We start from the raw sequence: 14,700 nt of genomic DNA on the forward strand, positions 1-14,700 counted from the left end.
CCCTGCCACCGGACCGACGCCCGCGCGCGTATTTCAGCCCTTCGTCATCGTGGCGTCGTCCCGGCAGTAGATCTCCAGCCCGATCCGGGTGTCGCCCACCGACGGGGAGGTGGTGATCGCCGCCGTTCCGGCGAACTCCTGCGGCAGTCCCCGGCCGAACGCGTAGATGTCGGCGACGTCGGCCAGGAAGGCGTGCACCTTCACCGGGGTGGTGTTCGGCCCGATCTGACCGGCCGCTTCCTCGAACGCGGCACGGACCGCCTGTTCGATCACGAAGAGCCGGTAACCCTCCTGTGGGACGTCGATCTGGGCGAGCGTCACCGTCGTCTGATCGACGCCGGTCGTGGCGACCTGCGTCACCGCCGAACCGTTCGCGTCGAGACGTCGGAGGCTCGCGGTGCCCGTCCGGACCGCGATCACGTCGATCTCGATCTCGGCACCGCCGGTGAGCAGTTCCTCGACTCCGATGACGAGGTACGGCGGCGCGGTGCGGCCGGTGAACATGTCCGACCACAACGCGTCGATCAGCGGGGCCTGCGTGACGTCCTTGAGGAAGATCGCCACGCGCAGCGCATGATCCCAATCGCTGCCCGAGTCCTCGAGCAGCGTCTGGCACACGTCGATGGTGTACTTGGCCTGCGCGAGCAGCGCCGAACTATGGTGTGGGAACAGTGGATTGACCGATGCCTCCGGCGCCAGCCCGGTATCGCCGAATTCGGTGGGCAGCTGTCCGGCGAGGAAGAGCCAGTCTCCCGCGCCCACGCACGGCGTGTAGTTGGCGAGCGGTTTGGGCAGTCGCGGGCTGTCGATCTGCCGGATGTCGAGAACCTCGGGGAGGGCGGCGATGACGTCGACGGCGACGAGCGTGCCGGGGATCGCCATGGAGTCGGGACCCACGCCGACCGTCGTCCGCGGCGGGGGCACCTCGAAGAACTTCTTCCAGATCTGATCGAAGGCGTCGAACAGGCGGCAGTCGGTGATGAAGACCTGGGTCTTGACCACGTGCTCGAGCGCGCTGCCGTGCGCCGTCAGGATGTTCTGCAGCTTCTCCAGCAGGTAGGTCGTCTGCTTTTGGATGTCCGAGCCGTAATAGGGGAATTCGGCGGAGACGGCGGCCTGCGGTGGTACGCCCCCCTTCGGATCGGAGGCGGTCAGGCCGGATACGAAGACCAGTCCGTCACTGATCACCACACGCTCGTCGAGGATGGTCTCGACGGTATGGGATCCGTTGCTTGCGTACGACATGTCATCGCCTTCCTGGTCAGTGGATCTCGTTGATCCCGAAGAACAACTTGCGGAGGGTTTCGTCGTCGAGCGCCGTGGCGACGTCCTGTTCGGCGCTGATGCGGCCGCTCTGCATGATGTGGACGCGGTCGCAGTGCGGCAGGATCACCGACGGGTTCTCCTCGACGATCCACAGGACTCCCACTCCGTCCCTGGTGGCCTCGGACAGTTGTGAGATGAGCTCCTGCACGATCGTCGGAGCGAGGCCCGTGGTCGGCTCGTCGAGCGCGAGGAACTTCGGCCCGGTCGCCACGGCACCGGCGACCGCGAGCATCTGCCGCTCGCCGCCCGACAGCGTCGAGGCGCTGCTGTTGCGCCGTTTGGCCAGCCCGGGGAAGCGATCATAGGCGGCGTCGATCCCGGACCGCAGTTTGGTCCGGCCCATCGCCATGAGCGCCACCCGGATGTTCTCCTCCACGGTGAGCCCCGGAAAGGTGTTGGCGCCCTGCGGAACATAGGACATACCGCGTTTGACCAGCTGGTGGGCCGGGATGGCGGCGACGTCGTCGCCCAGGAAGGTGACCCGCCCGGCCATCGGCGGGACCTGCTTGAAGATCGTCTTCAACAGGGTCGACTTGCCTGCGCCGTTCGGGCCCACCAGGGCGACGGTCTCGTTGGCTCTGACGGACAGCGACACCTCGTGGATGACCGGCAGTTTGCCGTATCCGGCGGTGATTCCATCGACGGTGAGAAGGGTCATCGGGCGGTCCCTAGATAGATCTCGGCCACCGTGGGATGTACGGCGACTTCCTCCGGGGTGCCCGACACCACGACGCGGCCCTCGGCCATGACGTACACGTAGTCGGACACCTCGAAGACGAACTGGATGTTGTGGTCGATGATGAGCAGGGTGATGCCCCGTTCACGGAGGCTGTTGACCTGCTCCGCGAGGCGGCCGATGCCGTTCGGCGCCACGCCCGCCGCGGGTTCGTCGAGCAGCATCATGCGCGGCTGGGCCATCAGCAGCCTGGCGAAGTCGACCAGTTTGGTCTGGCCTGCAGTGAGGTCTTCGAGCCGTTGGTCTTTGACCGCCGTCAGCCCGAGTTCGTCGAGCAGCGTGTCCGCACGCCGGCTGGTCTCCCGCTCGAGCTGACGCCACGCGCGAGGACCGAGGATCGCCCGGAAGGGTGATTCGGAGGCGTCGGAGCCGGCGACCATCAGGTTCTCCCAAACGGACAGGAGCGGGAAACCCACCGGTGTCTGGAACGACCGGACCAGACCGCGCCGGGCGATCTTCCATGCGGCTTGATCGTCGATGCGTTCACCGAACAGCGACACCGAGCCGGTGTCGGCCCGGTCGAATCCGGTGAGCACGTTGAACAGGCTGGTCTTGCCGGCCCCGTTGGGACCGATGATGGCGGTGATGGTGCCCGCGCGGGCTTCGAGCGTCACCCCGTCGACGGCGTGGACCCCACCGAAGGACTTGCTGACGCCTTCGGCCCGAAAGGCGACTTCGCTGGTTTGGACGGTCATTTCGCAGTCACCACCTTCTCTTTCGGAGCGACGAAGGAGTCGAGGGTCTTGCCGCTGAACCGGAACGCCGAACGTTCACTCATCAACCCCTCCGGGCGGAACCGCAGCACCAGAATGAGCAGCAGGCCGAGGATCACGGGGCGGGTCGCCGCCAGCAGCTGGGCGTATTCGGCGGAGCCCTGGAGGAAGGTGAGGAGTTCGGTGCAGGTGATCAGCAGGGCGGCCCCGATGATGGGGCCCTTGCGGCTCGCCATGCCGCCGATCACCAGGGCGGTCCACACCACGAACGTCAACTCCGAGACGAACAGCGACGGCACGACGCTGCGGACATGCCACAGGTACAGCGGCGTGATCACACCGATCAGCGCCCCCGCGAGTACATAGGTGATGAGCCGGTACCGAACCACGTTCTTGCCCAACGACTGCGCCACGGCCTCGTTGTCCCTGCTCGCACGCAGCAGGCGTACGAACGGGGCCTTCGACATGCGGTTGAGCAGGAGGTAAACGGCCGTCATGACGACGATCGCCACAGCCAGCAGCAGCCATCGATAGTCACTGGCGGGCACCAGATCCTTGAAGGGCCGGTCGATCGACGAGAAGCCGGTGGTCCCCCGGGTGAGGCCGCTCTCACTGATCGCCAGCTGGTGGATGACCTCCGCGAAAGCCAGTGTCGTGATGAGGAAGTACTCGCCGCGGAGGCGGATCGAGGGTAGGGCGATGAGCAGCGCGGCGAGGCCGGTGACCACCACCGCACCGATGATCCCCACGGCCATGGGCCATCCGGGCGTGAACAACAGCCCGGTGTCGACCCGGGTCTGGGTCAGGATGATGAAGGTGTATGCCGCGACGGCGACCAGCCCGGCTACGCCGAGATCCCACATGCCTGCCCACCCGGCGACGAGGTTGAGCACCATGGCCAGTGACGCGTAGATGGCGGCGAGCGTGAGTACGCCGACGAGGAAGACGATCAGTGACTGCATTTATGCGGCCTGCTTTCTCTGACTCATGCTGAACAGCCCACTCGGCCTGACAAGCAGCACGATGATCAGCGCGACGAACGCGACGACGGTGCGGTACGACGTCGGGATCAGCAGTGAGCTGAGATCCATCGCCAATCCGAGCATGAGGCTGGCCATGATCACTCCGTACGTGCTGCCCAGGCCTCCGAGGACCGCGGCCGCCAGCACGAGAATGATGTTCTGCCAGCCCAATTCAGGCCCGACAGATCCGATGACGCCGATCATGACACCGGCCAGTCCGGCGAGGAACCCGGCGATGAACCAGACCTGGTAGGACACCATGCGCGTCGAGATGCCGCGTACCTTCGCCAGATCCGGATTGCTGGCGACCGCGCGGATGGAGATCCCGGCGGGCGTTCTGGTCAGGAACAGATGCAGAGCCAGGATCGCCACAGCGGCGGTGACGATGATGGCGATCTCTCCGAAGGAGATCTCCACACCGGCGAACCGGTAGGTGGCCCCGAACGAGACCTCGTAGTGCTGCAGGTTCGCGCCGAAGGCCATGATCAGCAACCCGTAGATCACGTAAGCCACACCGACAGAGGAGAAGAGCTGGACGAGCACACCACGTTGCCGGATCGGCTCGAAGATGACCACCGACAACACCACCGCGGCCAATCCCGTGGCGATGGCGGCCAGCAGCGCCGCCGCCCAGGTCGGAACCCCCATGTCGCGAGACGCGATCAGGCCGAGAAACGCTGCCAGCGCCAGGAACTGACCGTGGGCGATGTTGAGGAAACCCTCGGTCTGCCGGACCATCGAGAAACCGACGGTCGCCATCGCCAGGATGCTGCCGGTCACCAGGCCGAAGATCACGTACTGCACATCACACCACCTTCACGGTCGGGGATAGATCGATTGCGCTGCAGGGAAAGCCGGCGGTACGTGCGGTCCGCACCGCCGGCCCGCGTCTGTCAGCCGCTGACCAGACTCCGCAGCGCGGGGTCGAGTTCGATGACCTCGACCTGTTGCCAGGCACCGTCGATGATGAACTGCTCACCGAACAGCGGAGCGGCGAGGTTGTTGTTCTCGTTCAGATCGAGGGTTCCCGAGGCGCCGTGATAGTTGATCTCATTGCCGGCCTCCAGCTCTTTGAGGCCCTCGGCGTACGAATACACCTCTTTACCACCCGGATTGAGCACCTCGGGAATGGCCGCGGCGATCGCAGCGCCTTCGGTGCTCTGCGCCTTCGTGATGGCCAACGCAAGCGCGATGTACTCGTCGTACTGGTTGGCGTCGTACACGCCGGCCGCCGGCTCCTGACCGGTCTTGGCCTTGAAGCGCTCGGCGAAACTCTTGTAGGCGGGGGAATCCGTGTCGTAGGCGGCGATCGCGCCGATGGCGACACCGTTCTCGAGCTCGGGCATCAGTGAGCCGATCGGCGGGGTCACCAGGTCCGGTGAGACGAAGAACTTCCCGCCGTAGCCGCGGCGCTGCCACTCGCGGAAGATCACCGAGGCAGCCTCGTGACCGGCGGCCAGGTACACCGCATCGGGCTTCTTGTCGAAGGCCTGGGCCAGCTCGGCCTGATAGGAGGAGCGCCCCGGATTGAACCGGACGTTCGCGACGACCTCGCCGCCCGATCCTTCGAAGACCTTGGTGAAGATGTCGGCGGGCTCAGACATGCCCTCGGTGTTCTGTGCCATCACCGCAACCCGTTTCACCCCCTGGTCCCGCGCGAACTGAGCCGCGATGGTTCCGCCGTCGCTGTCGGAGCCGGTGATGCGGAACATGTAGTCGCCGGCGCCGGTATCGAGTTCCGGTGTGCCGCAACCCGGGCAGAACACCGGGATCTCGAGTTCGTTGGCGCTGTCGAGGATCGCCAGCCCACCGGTGGACTCGACACCGCCGACCGCAACCACGTTCTCGACGTCGACGAGACGTGAGAAGCCCTGGACCGCGCCCTCGACGGTGGACAGATTGTCGGCGGTGACCAGCTCGACCTTCTTGCCCAGGACCCCGCCATCCTGGTTGATCTCGTCGATGGCGATGGTGACGGCGGCCTGCGACGGCTCGTAATACGACGAGTAGTCGCCGGTGATTCCGTTGAGCCAGCCGAACTTGATGGTGTCACCGCCGCCGGATCCACCGCTACAGGCGGTCGACGCGACCATCGCCGCACAGGCGATGACGCCGAGAGTGCTTCTGCGACCGAGCATCAGGTGTCCTTTCATCGAGAAATGGGTTCGAGAACTCCCCCCGGCGTCGACGCCGGGGGTGGATCAGATGCGAGCGCGGGACGGGGTTGGCCCCTACGCGTTGTCCTCGTCGTTGGCCAGGAGATAGCGGACGATGAATTCGTGCGACGTCTCCAGGTGGGTGCGGGTCAGTGCGTTGAGCCGGGGGCCGTCACCGGCTTTGGCCGCCTCGAGAATCGCGGCGTGCTCGACCTGCAGGTGCTCGACATTGCCGATGACCGCCAGGTGCAGGTACAGATAGCGGTCGGCCAGTTTGCGCAGCTGGTCGACGTGGGCGATCGTCATCGGCCGGTTGGCCCGGTGATACATGGTCGCGTGGAAGTTGGCATTGGCCTCGAGCCACTCGACGACGTCGGTGGTTTCCGACATCGTCTCGAAATAGCCTGTCATCTGGATGATCTCGGCCCTACCGACCTGAGCGAGAGCCACCTGCGTCAGGTACGGCTCGACCGCCATCCGCATCTCGTAGAGTTCCTGCAGCTCCAGGATCGACAGCCGCCGCGAGTACGGCGCACCGTCGATCATCTCGATCAGCCCTTCGGCGGCGAGGGTCTGTAGGGCGTCGCGGACCGGTATGCGGCTGACGCCGAACTTCTCCGCCAATTTCGACTGCGACAAGCGCACACCGGCGCCGATGCTGCCGGTCAGTAGCGCGTTGCGAAGTTCGGTCACCACGGTGTTCCCGACCGCCGATACCGCCATCATGCCCGTGCGCCTCCGATACATTTCGACGCTGCTGTATACAGCTGATGATGTCTCGTATCCAAACACGCTGTGATGGATGTCGCAACCGGTATGCGAATACAACTTGAACCGCAGTTAGACAGCGGTTACGCCGATCAGGTTTGCGGGGGCTTCTCCCGCCAGGCGCGCTCGAACGGCAGCCGCCAGGCGTTCGGGGCGATGAGCTGATGGATGGCGTTGGGACCCCACGTGCCCTTCTGGTAGAGCTTGACCGGCGGCGGGTCGTCCAGCAGCGGTGCCGAACGCTGCCACAGCGATTCGATGCCCTCGGCGGTGGTGAACAGCGTGTGGTCGCCGCACATCGCATCGAGGATGAGGCGTTCGTAGGCCTCCAGGACGTCACCGACGCGGTCGGTCTCCTGGGTGGAGAACTGCATCGACAACTTGTCGAGTTTCATGCCCGGGCCGGGGCGTTTCCCGTAGAAGGACAGCGACACCTTGGAGTTGTCGGCCAGATCGAACGTCAGGTGGTCGGGACCCTGCGCGCCGACGCCCGAACCCGTCGGGAACATCGTGCGCGGAGCCTCTTTGAACGCGATCGAGATGATGCGCTGCCCCTCGGCCATCTGCTTGCCGGTGCGCAGGTAGATCGGCACGCCGGCCCACCGCCAATTGTCGATGCCGACCTGCAGGGCAATGAACGTCTCGGTCTCCGAATCTCTTGCCACACCCTCGGTTTCGCGGTATCCGGCATACTGGCCGCGGATCACCTTGGCCGGGTCGAGCGGCAGCATCGACCGGAAGACCTTGTTCTTCTCCTCGCTGATCGCGCGCGGTTCCAGCGCGGTCGGCGGTTCCATCACCACGAATGCCATCACCTGGAACAGGTGCGTGACCACCATGTCCTTGAAGGCGCCCGTGCTCTCGTAGAAGTTGGCCCGCTGGTCGAGGCCCAGCTTCTCCGGGATGTCGATCTGGATGTGGTCGATGAAGTTGCGGTTCCAGATCGGCTCGAACAGCCCATTGGCGAAGCGGAACGCCAGGATGTTCTGCGCGGCCTCCTTGCCGAGGAAGTGGTCGATGCGGAAGATCTGCGATTCGTCGAACGTCTCGTGCACGAAATCGTTGAGCTCCACGGCGCTGGCGTAGTCGGTGCCGAACGGCTTCTCCATCACCACCCGCGACCGATCCACCAGATCGGCGTCCCGGAGCATGGTGATGACGGCCGTGGCGGCCTTCGGCGGCACCGACAGGTAGTGCAGCCGCCGCGCGTCGGCGCCCAGCGCGCCTTCGGCCTCGTGCACCGCCTCGGCCAGCGCTTCCGGGCCCGCACTCTGTGGCACGTAACAGATCCGCTCGGCGAACTTGGCCCACTCCTCCTCGGTGGGTTTGTGGCTGCCGAAGTCGTCGACGGCCTGGCGGGTCAGCGCCCTGAACTCGTCGTGGGACAGATCCTCCAGCGAGGTGCCGACCACCCGGATCGCGGGCGCCAGATCCGACTGCACGAGGTAGGCCATCCCCGGCAGCAGTTTGCGTTTCGCCAAATCACCGGTGGCACCGAACAATACGATGACGTGCGGATCGACGTGTTCGTCGTCGTGGTGGTGGGGATGCGCTCCGGGCGCCGGGTAGGCGATGGTCTGCGGGTTGGTGTTGGCCACCTTGGCGATGATGTCATTCTCGCGGCGTCGGCGCAGCCGAAGCCGACGGCTGTTCATCGAGCCACCGCTGGGCACGGCGCTTCGAGGCCTGGGCCAGCCAGGCGTCCTGGATGAGCTCGGTCAGCTCGGTCACACCGATGCCGCCGATTCGACTGGCGCGCAACAATATCGAGGGATGGTCGGTGAACCGGTCGGTGGTGAAGAACAGCGATCGCGGGTCCTGCAGCAGTGCGAGTTTGTCCTCCTCGGACCCCACCCAGATCATGATCACGTCCGGGTAGCGCTCGCCGGTATCCGGGTCGGCGGCGTCGGGTTGTGGAGTCCGGAAATACACGAAGGACTTGCCGCCGACCTGGTAGATCGCGTTGCCCTTCGGTCCCTCGACCTTGGTGGTGTGCGGCATCGAGGCGGCGATCTCGTGCACGTCGGCGGGGCGGGCAGGCCGGTCAGCCACCGCGCTCCAGCCGGTGCAGCTCAACGTCGGTGAGCACCCCGTCGGTGACTGTCGCAGTCATGTACGTGCAGTACGGCTGCCTGCGGCGGTCGGTCGGCGAGCCCGGATTGAGCAGCCGCAGCCCGGTCGCGGCAGTGGTGTCCCACGGGATGTGGCTGTGCCCGAACACCAGCACGTCGGTATCGGGATAGAGCTTGGCCATCCGCGCGTCCCGGCCGCCGGACGCACCGGTCTCGTGGGTGACGGTGAACCGCACCCCCTCCAGCGTCACATCCACCCGCTCCGGCAGCCGCCGGCGCAACTCGTCGCCGTCATTGTTGCCCCAGCACGCGATCAGCCGTTTCGACCGCTGCTCCAGTTCGTCGAGCAGCGGCGGTTCGACCCAGTCGCCCGCGTGGATGACCACGTCGGCGCGCTCGACCTCGTCCCACACCGGCGCGGGCAGATCGCGCGCCCGCTTGGGCAGGTGGGTGTCGGAGATGAGCAGCAGCCGCATCACTGCGCCAGCAGCTCGGCCATCTTCGGCATGATCGCCTGCAGCGCCTTGAACGGCCGCAGCATCACCTTGAACTCGGTGATCAACCCCTCGTCGTTCCAAGTGATCATGTCGATGCCGTTGACGTGGACACCGTCGAGGTCGGCGACGAATTCGAGCACCGCCGAGCGCTCGCCGTACCACTGGTTGACGTAGTGGAAGTCCTCGCCGCCGAGCACCTTCGCCGCCGCACGCAGATACTTCGCCGTCGTGTCACGGCCCTCCTGCGGCTTGAACAGCGCCGGGGAGTAGAAGACCGCGTCCGGCGCGAGCAGGTCGGCCACGTCTTCTCCGGAGCCGTCCTCGATGAACTGGTGCCAGCGCTGGATCACCGGTGGGGTCATGTGGTCCGAGATTACGCGTCGTTTGGTGTCTCGAGGCGGGGGTAACCACGCGCCCATGAACACTCGCCGATTCGCCCGCTACGCCGCCGCAGCGTTGTTCGCCGCCGGGTCCACCGTGGCGGGGGTGAGCGCGCCCATCGCGGCCGCACAACCCGCGCCGTGCGCCGACGTGGAGGTGGTGTTCGCCCGCGGGACCGGGGAGGCCCCCGGGGTGGGCGGTACCGGGCAGAGCTTCGTCGATGCGCTCCGTGCGCAGGCCGGTCCGCGGTCGGTGAACGTATACGCGGTCAACTATCCGGCGGCGAACAACTTCGATCAGCGCATGGAGTTCGCCCGCACCGTCGTCGACGGCATCCGTGACGCCGGCACCCACATCGAGAACACGGCGGCGGCGTGCCCGGACACCGACATCGTCCTCGGCGGGTTCTCGCAGGGCGCGATCGTGGCGGCGTTCGTGACGTCGGCCACGGTCCCGGACGCGGTGCCCGCCGACTACCGGTCGTTCGTGCCACAGCCGCTGGCGCCGCAGATCGCCGACCACGTCTCGGCGGTCACCCTGTTCGGGCTGCCGTCACAGGCGTTCCTGAACACCTTCGACGCACCGGCACCGGTGATCGGCCCCGCCTACCAGCCCAAGACGATCGAGTTGTGCGCGCAGGGCGACACCATCTGCGACGGCACGCCCGGCGGGCAGCCGAGCATCGCGCATGCGCTGTACGGGGTGAACGGGATGACCCAGGAGGCGGCCGCTTACGCGGTGCAACGCCTCGAGCCGTAGAGAGTGCGCCCGAAGGGATTCGAACCCCTAACCTTCTGATCCGTAGTCAGATGCTCTATCCGTTGAGCTACGGGCGCTTGCTATTCAGTTGTTGGCGGAGGCGAGAGGATTTGAACCTCCGGTCCGCTTTAAGGCGGACAACTCATTAGCAGTGAGTCCCATTCGGCCGCTCTGGCACGCCTCCTGACGAATTACCGCCGAGGGCACACAGTACACAAGCGCCGGCGGTAGAGGCAAAGCAGCCGTCAGGCCGGTGCGCCCGCACCTCTATCCTGGTCAGCGTGACTGCCCGCCTGCGCCCCGAGTTGGCCGAGATTCCGGCCTATACGCCGGGCCGGACGGTTCCCGGCGCCATCAAGATCGCCAGCAACGAGACCGTGCACGGACCGCTGCCCAGCGTGCGCGCGGCCATCGAGGGCGCCATCGACAATCTCAACCGCTACCCGGACAACGGCTACCTCGACCTGCGCGAGCACCTGGCCAAGCGGCTGGATGACGGCGCCTTCTCCCCCGACCACATCGCGGTCGGCTGCGGGTCGGTGAGCCTGTGCCAGCAACTCATCCAGATCACCAGCTCGGTCGGCGACGAGGTGATGTTCGCCTGGCGCAGCTTCGAGATCTACCCGCTGCAGGTCCGCACCGCCGGCGCCGACCCGGTGCCGATCGCCCTGCGCGACCACACCCACGACCTCGACGCCATGCTGGCCGCAATCACCGACCGCACCCGGCTGATCTTTGTCTGCAACCCGAACAACCCGACCAGCACTGTCGTCGATCCCGACGAACTGGCCCGCTTCATCGCCGCGGTGCCGCCGCACATCGTGGTCGCCCTCGACGAGGCCTACGTCGAGTACATCCGCGACGGGTTGGTGCCCGACAGCTTCGGGCTGGTCCGCAAGTATCCGAATGTCGTTGTGCTGCGGACGTTCTCGAAGGCCTACGGGCTGGCCGGCCTGCGTGTCGGATACGCCGTGGCCGACGCGGAGATCATCACCGCCCTCGGCAAGGTCTACGTACCGTTCAGCGCGACCAGCATCTCGCAGGCCGCCGCGATCGCCTCGCTGGACGCCGCTGACGAACTCCTCGCCCGCACCGACGACGTCGTCGCCGAGCGCACCCGCGTCATCGAGGCCTTGCGCGCCGCCGGCTTCACCCTGCCGCCGTCACAGGCCAACTTCGTCTGGCTGCCCCTGGCCGACCGCACCCTGGACTTCGTCGACAAGGCCGCGCAGCACCGGCTGGTGGTCCGCCCCTACGGTGAGGACGGTGTGCGCGTCACCGTCGCCGCCGAGCACGAGAACGACGCCTTCATCGACTTCGCCCGCGCCTGGATTGGAGAATCGTGACCACTGTCAGCACCGCCCGCCAGACCTTCGATGAGCTCAAGGCCCGCACCGGCACCCTGACCGACGCCGAACTCGACGCGTTCTGGGGCACGCTGGAGCCGGCCGGGATCGACTTCATGCTCGGCGAGTGGAAGGGCGGCGAATTCCACACCGGCCACAAGGCCAACGGTTTCATGGAGCGGCTCAACTGGTTCGGCAAGACGTTCGTCTCGGCCACCGACGCGAAACCACTGGTGTGCCTGGACGCCGACGGGAACAAGTTCTCCAACACGGAGGCCATGAAGGGTGAGGCCAGCCTCTGGCTCGAGGAGTTCCGCGGCGAGGTGACCGCCTCGATGGTCTACGACGGTGCGCCGGTCCACGACCACTTCAAGAAGATCGACGACAACGCGGTGCTGGGCATCATGAACGGCAAAGGCGCGCTGGACTTCAGCTCCGGCGCAAGCCGGCACCTGTACTTCTACCTCGAACGCGTCTAACAGTCCGGACGGCGGCCGGTGAAGGCCAGCAGCCGGTGCAGCGGGGGCGCATCGTCGGCGACGTCGAGCGGCTCGTCGAAGCCGGCGACGGCCCGGCCCTCCGGGGTGACGATGCCCTCGGCGAGGTGCAGGACGTACTCGGACAGCGATTCCGGTGCGGGCAGCTCGACGCCCATCGCCGAGGCGTAATCCCAGCCGTGCACCAGGAATTCGAGAGACAGGATGCCGACGAGCGCCTTGGCCGGCATCTCCCGGTCGCCGATGGCGACGGAGCCGTCCAGGCCCCGACGGTGCCACGCATCGAGCGCCGGCCGCCCGGCGAGGATGACCTGACGCTCCACCGAATCGGTGGGGTCCCGCTCGGGGAGGTCGGCGCCGGCGGCGCGGCCCAACAGGGTGATGGATCGCAGCAGATGATCGGTCAGCCCGGCGATGTCGTAATCACTGCAGGGCGTCCGCTTGTCCAGGTCGCTCTCGGCGATGCCCTGCACCACCTTGTGCAGCACCCCGAGACTGAGTTCGGCGCTGCGCAATTCGTCGGTGGGCGGTGAGTCGGGTCCTTGCGGCAGGTCGCTACGCATGGTGTCCACGTTACGTCTACGCATAAGGTGGCCCAGATGGGTACGCGGGCGCGCACGGCTGGGCGAGTGTGGGTGGGCACGGCACTGCTGGCGACGGTCCTGCTCAGCGGGTGCACCCGGACCACGACCGGCACGCTCGCGCAGACCACCGAGCCCGGGCCGCCGCTGGTCACCGCGCAGACCATGACGTGCGCCGAATACGCCGACCTCGACGAGCAGGCCCAGCTCGCCGCCGTGCAGGAGCTCGTCGGCTCGCAGCGCAATCCGCTCGGATCGCAGGGCGTGATGGTTGCCAAGACCCTGGCCGACGCCATCTGCCAGTACCTGCCTGCGGCCCGGCTCAGTGAGATCCTGCTGGGCCGCTAGCCTGCAGGCATGGGCGACACCTACGAATCCGTCACCGTCGAGACCGCCGACCGCGTCGCACGCGTCACGCTGATCGGACCCGGTAAGGGCAATGCGATGGGCCCGGCCTTCTGGGCCGAGCTGCCCGAGGTGTTCCAGATCCTCGACGCCGACCCCGAGGTCCGCGCCATCGTGCTGACCGGCTCCGGCCGCAACTTCAGCTACGGCCTGGACCTGATGGCGATGGGCGCCGAGCTGCCCGGACTGACCGCAGGCGCGAAAGACCGCGCCGGCTTCCACCGGCGACTGCAGCAGATGCAGGCCGCGATCAGCGCCGTCGCCGACTGCCGCACGCCGACGATCGCCTCGGTGCACGGGTGGTGCATCGGTGGCGGCGTCGACCTGATCAGCGCGGTGGACATCCGCTACGCCAGCGCCGACGCGAAGTTCTCGGTGCGCGAGGTCAAGCTGGCCATCGTCGCCGACGTCGGCAGCCTGGCCCGGCTGCCGCTGATCCTGTCCGACGGTCACCTGCGGGAGCTCGCGCTGACCGGTAAGGACATCGACGCCGCCCGCGCCGAGCGCATCGGCCTGGTCAACGATGTGTATGAGGACGCTGACGCTGCCCTAGCGGCGGCGCATGCCACCGCCGTCGAGATCGCAGCCAACCCGCCGCTGACCGTCCAGGGCGTGAAGGACGTGCTCGACCAGCAGCGCATCGCCCGGGTGTCGGAGAGCCTGCGCTACGTCGCGGCGTGGAACTCGGCGTTCCTGCCGTCGAAGGATCTCGGAGAGGCCGTCACCGCGATGTTCGAGAAGCGGCCGCCGGAGTTCACCGGGGAGTAGCGGCGCGCAGCCGCTCGAGGGCGGCGTCCACGCACGCCGACCACGGCTCGGTCCCGAGCCGATGGACCGCGTCGCCCTGGTACGCACTCGAGATCACCACGTCGGGGGTCAGCGGGCGCAGCACGTCGCGCAGTGTCTCCGCCAACCGGTCGGCGTCGCTGACCGGCGGGATGTAGCCGGCCGCCCAGCCGCCGTCAGAGAGCGTGAACATCGTGTCGCCGGTGAACAGGTATGTCTCACCGCCGATTCCGGGGACCAGGTAGCTCGTACTGCCGGGCGTGTGTCCGGGCGAGGGGATGACCTCGATCCCGAGATCGTCGACGTGGCGCTTCTCCAGCGGGACGTGGACGGGTGCGAATCGGCTGATGTCGTCGACCTCGGCGGCCGGTGCGTGCAGCCGCGCACCGAACCGTGCGGCGATCGTGGCCAGCATCGGACCGGCTTCGTCGCGGTGTGAGAGGTATTGGCGCGCAACGCCGCCGAGGTCGGCGACGGTACCGAGGTCGTCGTCGGTACCAGGCGAGTAGAACATCACGTTCTCGCCGTGCGCCGGCGTCCAGAGATAGGCGTGGGTGTTGAGTCCCGGGAAGGGCGAGTGGCTTCGCGTCTCCCACAGGTCGGGTCGGATCTGTTTCATGACCCCAGCCTGCAACCTCAACCTTTGTCGAGGTAA

The 14,700-nt window shown here is 66.8% G+C and carries 18 protein-coding genes and 2 tRNA genes; 5 read left to right on the top strand and 15 right to left on the bottom strand.

Annotation, left to right across the window (positions count from 1 at the left end; all coding sequences use genetic code 11):
• Positions 1–33 precede the first annotated feature (33 nt).
• From A5757_RS01880 to A5757_RS01930, 11 genes are all read right to left on the bottom strand, one after another.
• Complete coding sequence (locus tag A5757_RS01880; protein WP_066828271.1) at positions 34–1,245, bottom strand: RidA family protein; 1,212 nt, start codon at positions 1,243–1,245, stop codon at positions 34–36.
• A 16-nt stretch (positions 1,246–1,261) separates the two neighbouring features.
• Positions 1,262–1,984: an ABC transporter ATP-binding protein gene (locus A5757_RS01885; RefSeq protein WP_066828272.1), complete on the bottom strand. Its 723-nt coding sequence runs from the start codon at positions 1,982–1,984 to the stop codon at positions 1,262–1,264.
• Positions 1,981–2,757: an ABC transporter ATP-binding protein gene (locus A5757_RS01890; RefSeq protein WP_066828273.1), complete on the bottom strand. Its 777-nt coding sequence runs from the start codon at positions 2,755–2,757 to the stop codon at positions 1,981–1,983. The genes A5757_RS01885 and A5757_RS01890 overlap by 4 nt, the downstream gene beginning before the upstream one ends.
• On the bottom strand, positions 2,754–3,737 hold the full coding sequence (locus tag A5757_RS01895; RefSeq protein ID WP_066828274.1) for a branched-chain amino acid ABC transporter permease: 984 nt from the start codon (positions 3,735–3,737) through the stop codon (positions 2,754–2,756). The genes A5757_RS01890 and A5757_RS01895 overlap by 4 nt, the downstream gene beginning before the upstream one ends.
• Complete coding sequence (locus A5757_RS01900) at positions 3,738–4,601, bottom strand: branched-chain amino acid ABC transporter permease (RefSeq protein ID WP_231983855.1); 864 nt, start codon at positions 4,599–4,601, stop codon at positions 3,738–3,740.
• An 89-nt stretch (positions 4,602–4,690) separates the two neighbouring features.
• Positions 4,691–5,935, bottom strand: a complete 1,245-nt coding sequence (locus tag A5757_RS01905; RefSeq protein ID WP_066828330.1) for an ABC transporter substrate-binding protein — start codon at positions 5,933–5,935, stop codon at positions 4,691–4,693.
• Between the two features lie 93 nt (positions 5,936–6,028).
• The gene (locus A5757_RS01910; RefSeq protein ID WP_231983856.1) at positions 6,029–6,646 is read right to left on the bottom strand and encodes a GntR family transcriptional regulator; all 618 of its coding nucleotides are present in this window, start codon (positions 6,644–6,646) and stop codon (positions 6,029–6,031) included.
• A gap of 167 nt (positions 6,647–6,813) precedes the next feature.
• On the bottom strand, positions 6,814–8,319 hold the full coding sequence (zwf, locus tag A5757_RS01915) for a glucose-6-phosphate dehydrogenase (RefSeq protein WP_066828332.1): 1,506 nt from the start codon (positions 8,317–8,319) through the stop codon (positions 6,814–6,816).
• 13 nt (positions 8,320–8,332) lie between these two features.
• Positions 8,333–8,773 carry an MmcQ/YjbR family DNA-binding protein gene (locus A5757_RS01920; protein ID WP_066828275.1) on the bottom strand — a complete coding sequence of 147 codons (441 nt, stop codon included), beginning with the start codon at positions 8,771–8,773 and terminating at the stop codon, positions 8,333–8,335.
• Entirely contained in the window at positions 8,766–9,269 is a 504-nt protein-coding gene (locus A5757_RS01925; RefSeq protein WP_066828276.1) for a metallophosphoesterase, read from the bottom strand. Before A5757_RS01925 ends, A5757_RS01920 begins: the two co-directional genes overlap by 8 nt.
• Positions 9,269–9,652 (bottom strand): nuclear transport factor 2 family protein, encoded by a 384-nt coding sequence (locus tag A5757_RS01930; RefSeq protein ID WP_066828277.1) that lies wholly within the window; start codon positions 9,650–9,652, stop codon positions 9,269–9,271. The genes A5757_RS01925 and A5757_RS01930 overlap by 1 nt, the downstream gene beginning before the upstream one ends.
• 55 nt (positions 9,653–9,707) lie before the next feature.
• Here A5757_RS01930 and A5757_RS01935 point away from each other — a divergent pair, with 55 nt between their 5' ends.
• Positions 9,708–10,430, top strand: a complete 723-nt coding sequence (locus A5757_RS01935; RefSeq protein WP_066828278.1) for a cutinase family protein — start codon at positions 9,708–9,710, stop codon at positions 10,428–10,430.
• Between the two features lie 4 nt (positions 10,431–10,434).
• Here A5757_RS01935 and A5757_RS01940 read toward each other — a convergent pair.
• Together A5757_RS01940 and A5757_RS01945 are read right to left on the bottom strand one after the other, a co-directional pair.
• Positions 10,435–10,507: transfer RNA gene (locus A5757_RS01940), tRNA-Arg, on the bottom strand.
• Between the two features lie 15 nt (positions 10,508–10,522).
• Positions 10,523–10,614: transfer RNA gene (locus A5757_RS01945), tRNA-Ser, on the bottom strand.
• 97 nt (positions 10,615–10,711) lie between these two features.
• Between A5757_RS01945 and hisC the strand changes: the two genes are divergently transcribed.
• Together hisC and A5757_RS01955 are read left to right on the top strand one after the other, a co-directional pair.
• The gene (gene hisC, locus A5757_RS01950) at positions 10,712–11,776 is read left to right on the top strand and encodes a histidinol-phosphate transaminase (protein WP_066828279.1); all 1,065 of its coding nucleotides are present in this window, start codon (positions 10,712–10,714) and stop codon (positions 11,774–11,776) included.
• Positions 11,773–12,255, top strand: coding sequence for a DUF4334 domain-containing protein (locus tag A5757_RS01955; RefSeq protein ID WP_066828280.1), 483 nt, complete (start codon positions 11,773–11,775; stop codon positions 12,253–12,255). Before hisC ends, A5757_RS01955 begins: the two co-directional genes overlap by 4 nt.
• Here A5757_RS01955 and A5757_RS01960 read toward each other — a convergent pair.
• On the bottom strand, positions 12,252–12,836 hold the full coding sequence (locus A5757_RS01960) for a TIGR03086 family metal-binding protein (protein WP_066828333.1): 585 nt from the start codon (positions 12,834–12,836) through the stop codon (positions 12,252–12,254). The genes A5757_RS01955 and A5757_RS01960 overlap by 4 nt on opposite strands.
• A gap of 36 nt (positions 12,837–12,872) precedes the next feature.
• On the opposite strand from A5757_RS01960, the gene A5757_RS01965 reads away from it, so the two are divergent.
• Both A5757_RS01965 and A5757_RS01970 read left to right on the top strand, forming a co-directional pair.
• Positions 12,873–13,202 (top strand): hypothetical protein, encoded by a 330-nt coding sequence (locus tag A5757_RS01965; protein WP_197497227.1) that lies wholly within the window; start codon positions 12,873–12,875, stop codon positions 13,200–13,202.
• Between the two features lie 9 nt (positions 13,203–13,211).
• The gene (locus A5757_RS01970) at positions 13,212–14,027 is read left to right on the top strand and encodes a crotonase/enoyl-CoA hydratase family protein (protein WP_066828282.1); all 816 of its coding nucleotides are present in this window, start codon (positions 13,212–13,214) and stop codon (positions 14,025–14,027) included.
• Here A5757_RS01970 and A5757_RS01975 read toward each other — a convergent pair.
• Positions 14,014–14,664: an MBL fold metallo-hydrolase gene (locus A5757_RS01975; RefSeq protein WP_066828283.1), complete on the bottom strand. Its 651-nt coding sequence runs from the start codon at positions 14,662–14,664 to the stop codon at positions 14,014–14,016. The two genes, A5757_RS01970 and A5757_RS01975, sit on opposite strands and share 14 nt — an antisense overlap.
• Positions 14,665–14,700 lie beyond the last annotated feature (36 nt).

This window comes from Mycobacterium sp. 852013-51886_SCH5428379 (assembly GCF_001665575.1).
Taxonomy (GTDB): Bacteria; Actinomycetota; Actinomycetes; order Mycobacteriales; family Mycobacteriaceae; genus Mycobacterium.

Coding starts and splice junctions, on each gene's coding strand:
- A5757_RS01880 (WP_066828271.1), bottom strand. CDS start 1,245: ATGTCGTACGCAAGCAACGGATCCCATACCGTCGAGACCATCCTCGAC.
- A5757_RS01885 (WP_066828272.1), bottom strand. CDS start 1,984: ATGACCCTTCTCACCGTCGATGGAATCACCGCCGGATACGGCAAACTG.
- A5757_RS01890 (WP_066828273.1), bottom strand. CDS start 2,757: ATGACCGTCCAAACCAGCGAAGTCGCCTTTCGGGCCGAAGGCGTCAGC.
- A5757_RS01895 (WP_066828274.1), bottom strand. CDS start 3,737: ATGCAGTCACTGATCGTCTTCCTCGTCGGCGTACTCACGCTCGCCGCC.
- A5757_RS01905 (WP_066828330.1), bottom strand. CDS start 5,935: ATGCTCGGTCGCAGAAGCACTCTCGGCGTCATCGCCTGTGCGGCGATG.
- A5757_RS01925 (WP_066828276.1), bottom strand. CDS start 9,269: ATGCGGCTGCTGCTCATCTCCGACACCCACCTGCCCAAGCGGGCGCGC.
- A5757_RS01930 (WP_066828277.1), bottom strand. CDS start 9,652: ATGACCCCACCGGTGATCCAGCGCTGGCACCAGTTCATCGAGGACGGC.
- A5757_RS01935 (WP_066828278.1), top strand. CDS start 9,708: ATGAACACTCGCCGATTCGCCCGCTACGCCGCCGCAGCGTTGTTCGCC.
- A5757_RS01960 (WP_066828333.1), bottom strand. CDS start 12,836: ATGCGTAGCGACCTGCCGCAAGGACCCGACTCACCGCCCACCGACGAA.
- A5757_RS01965 (WP_197497227.1), top strand. CDS start 12,873: ATGGGTACGCGGGCGCGCACGGCTGGGCGAGTGTGGGTGGGCACGGCA.
- A5757_RS01970 (WP_066828282.1), top strand. CDS start 13,212: ATGGGCGACACCTACGAATCCGTCACCGTCGAGACCGCCGACCGCGTC.
- A5757_RS01975 (WP_066828283.1), bottom strand. CDS start 14,664: ATGAAACAGATCCGACCCGACCTGTGGGAGACGCGAAGCCACTCGCCC.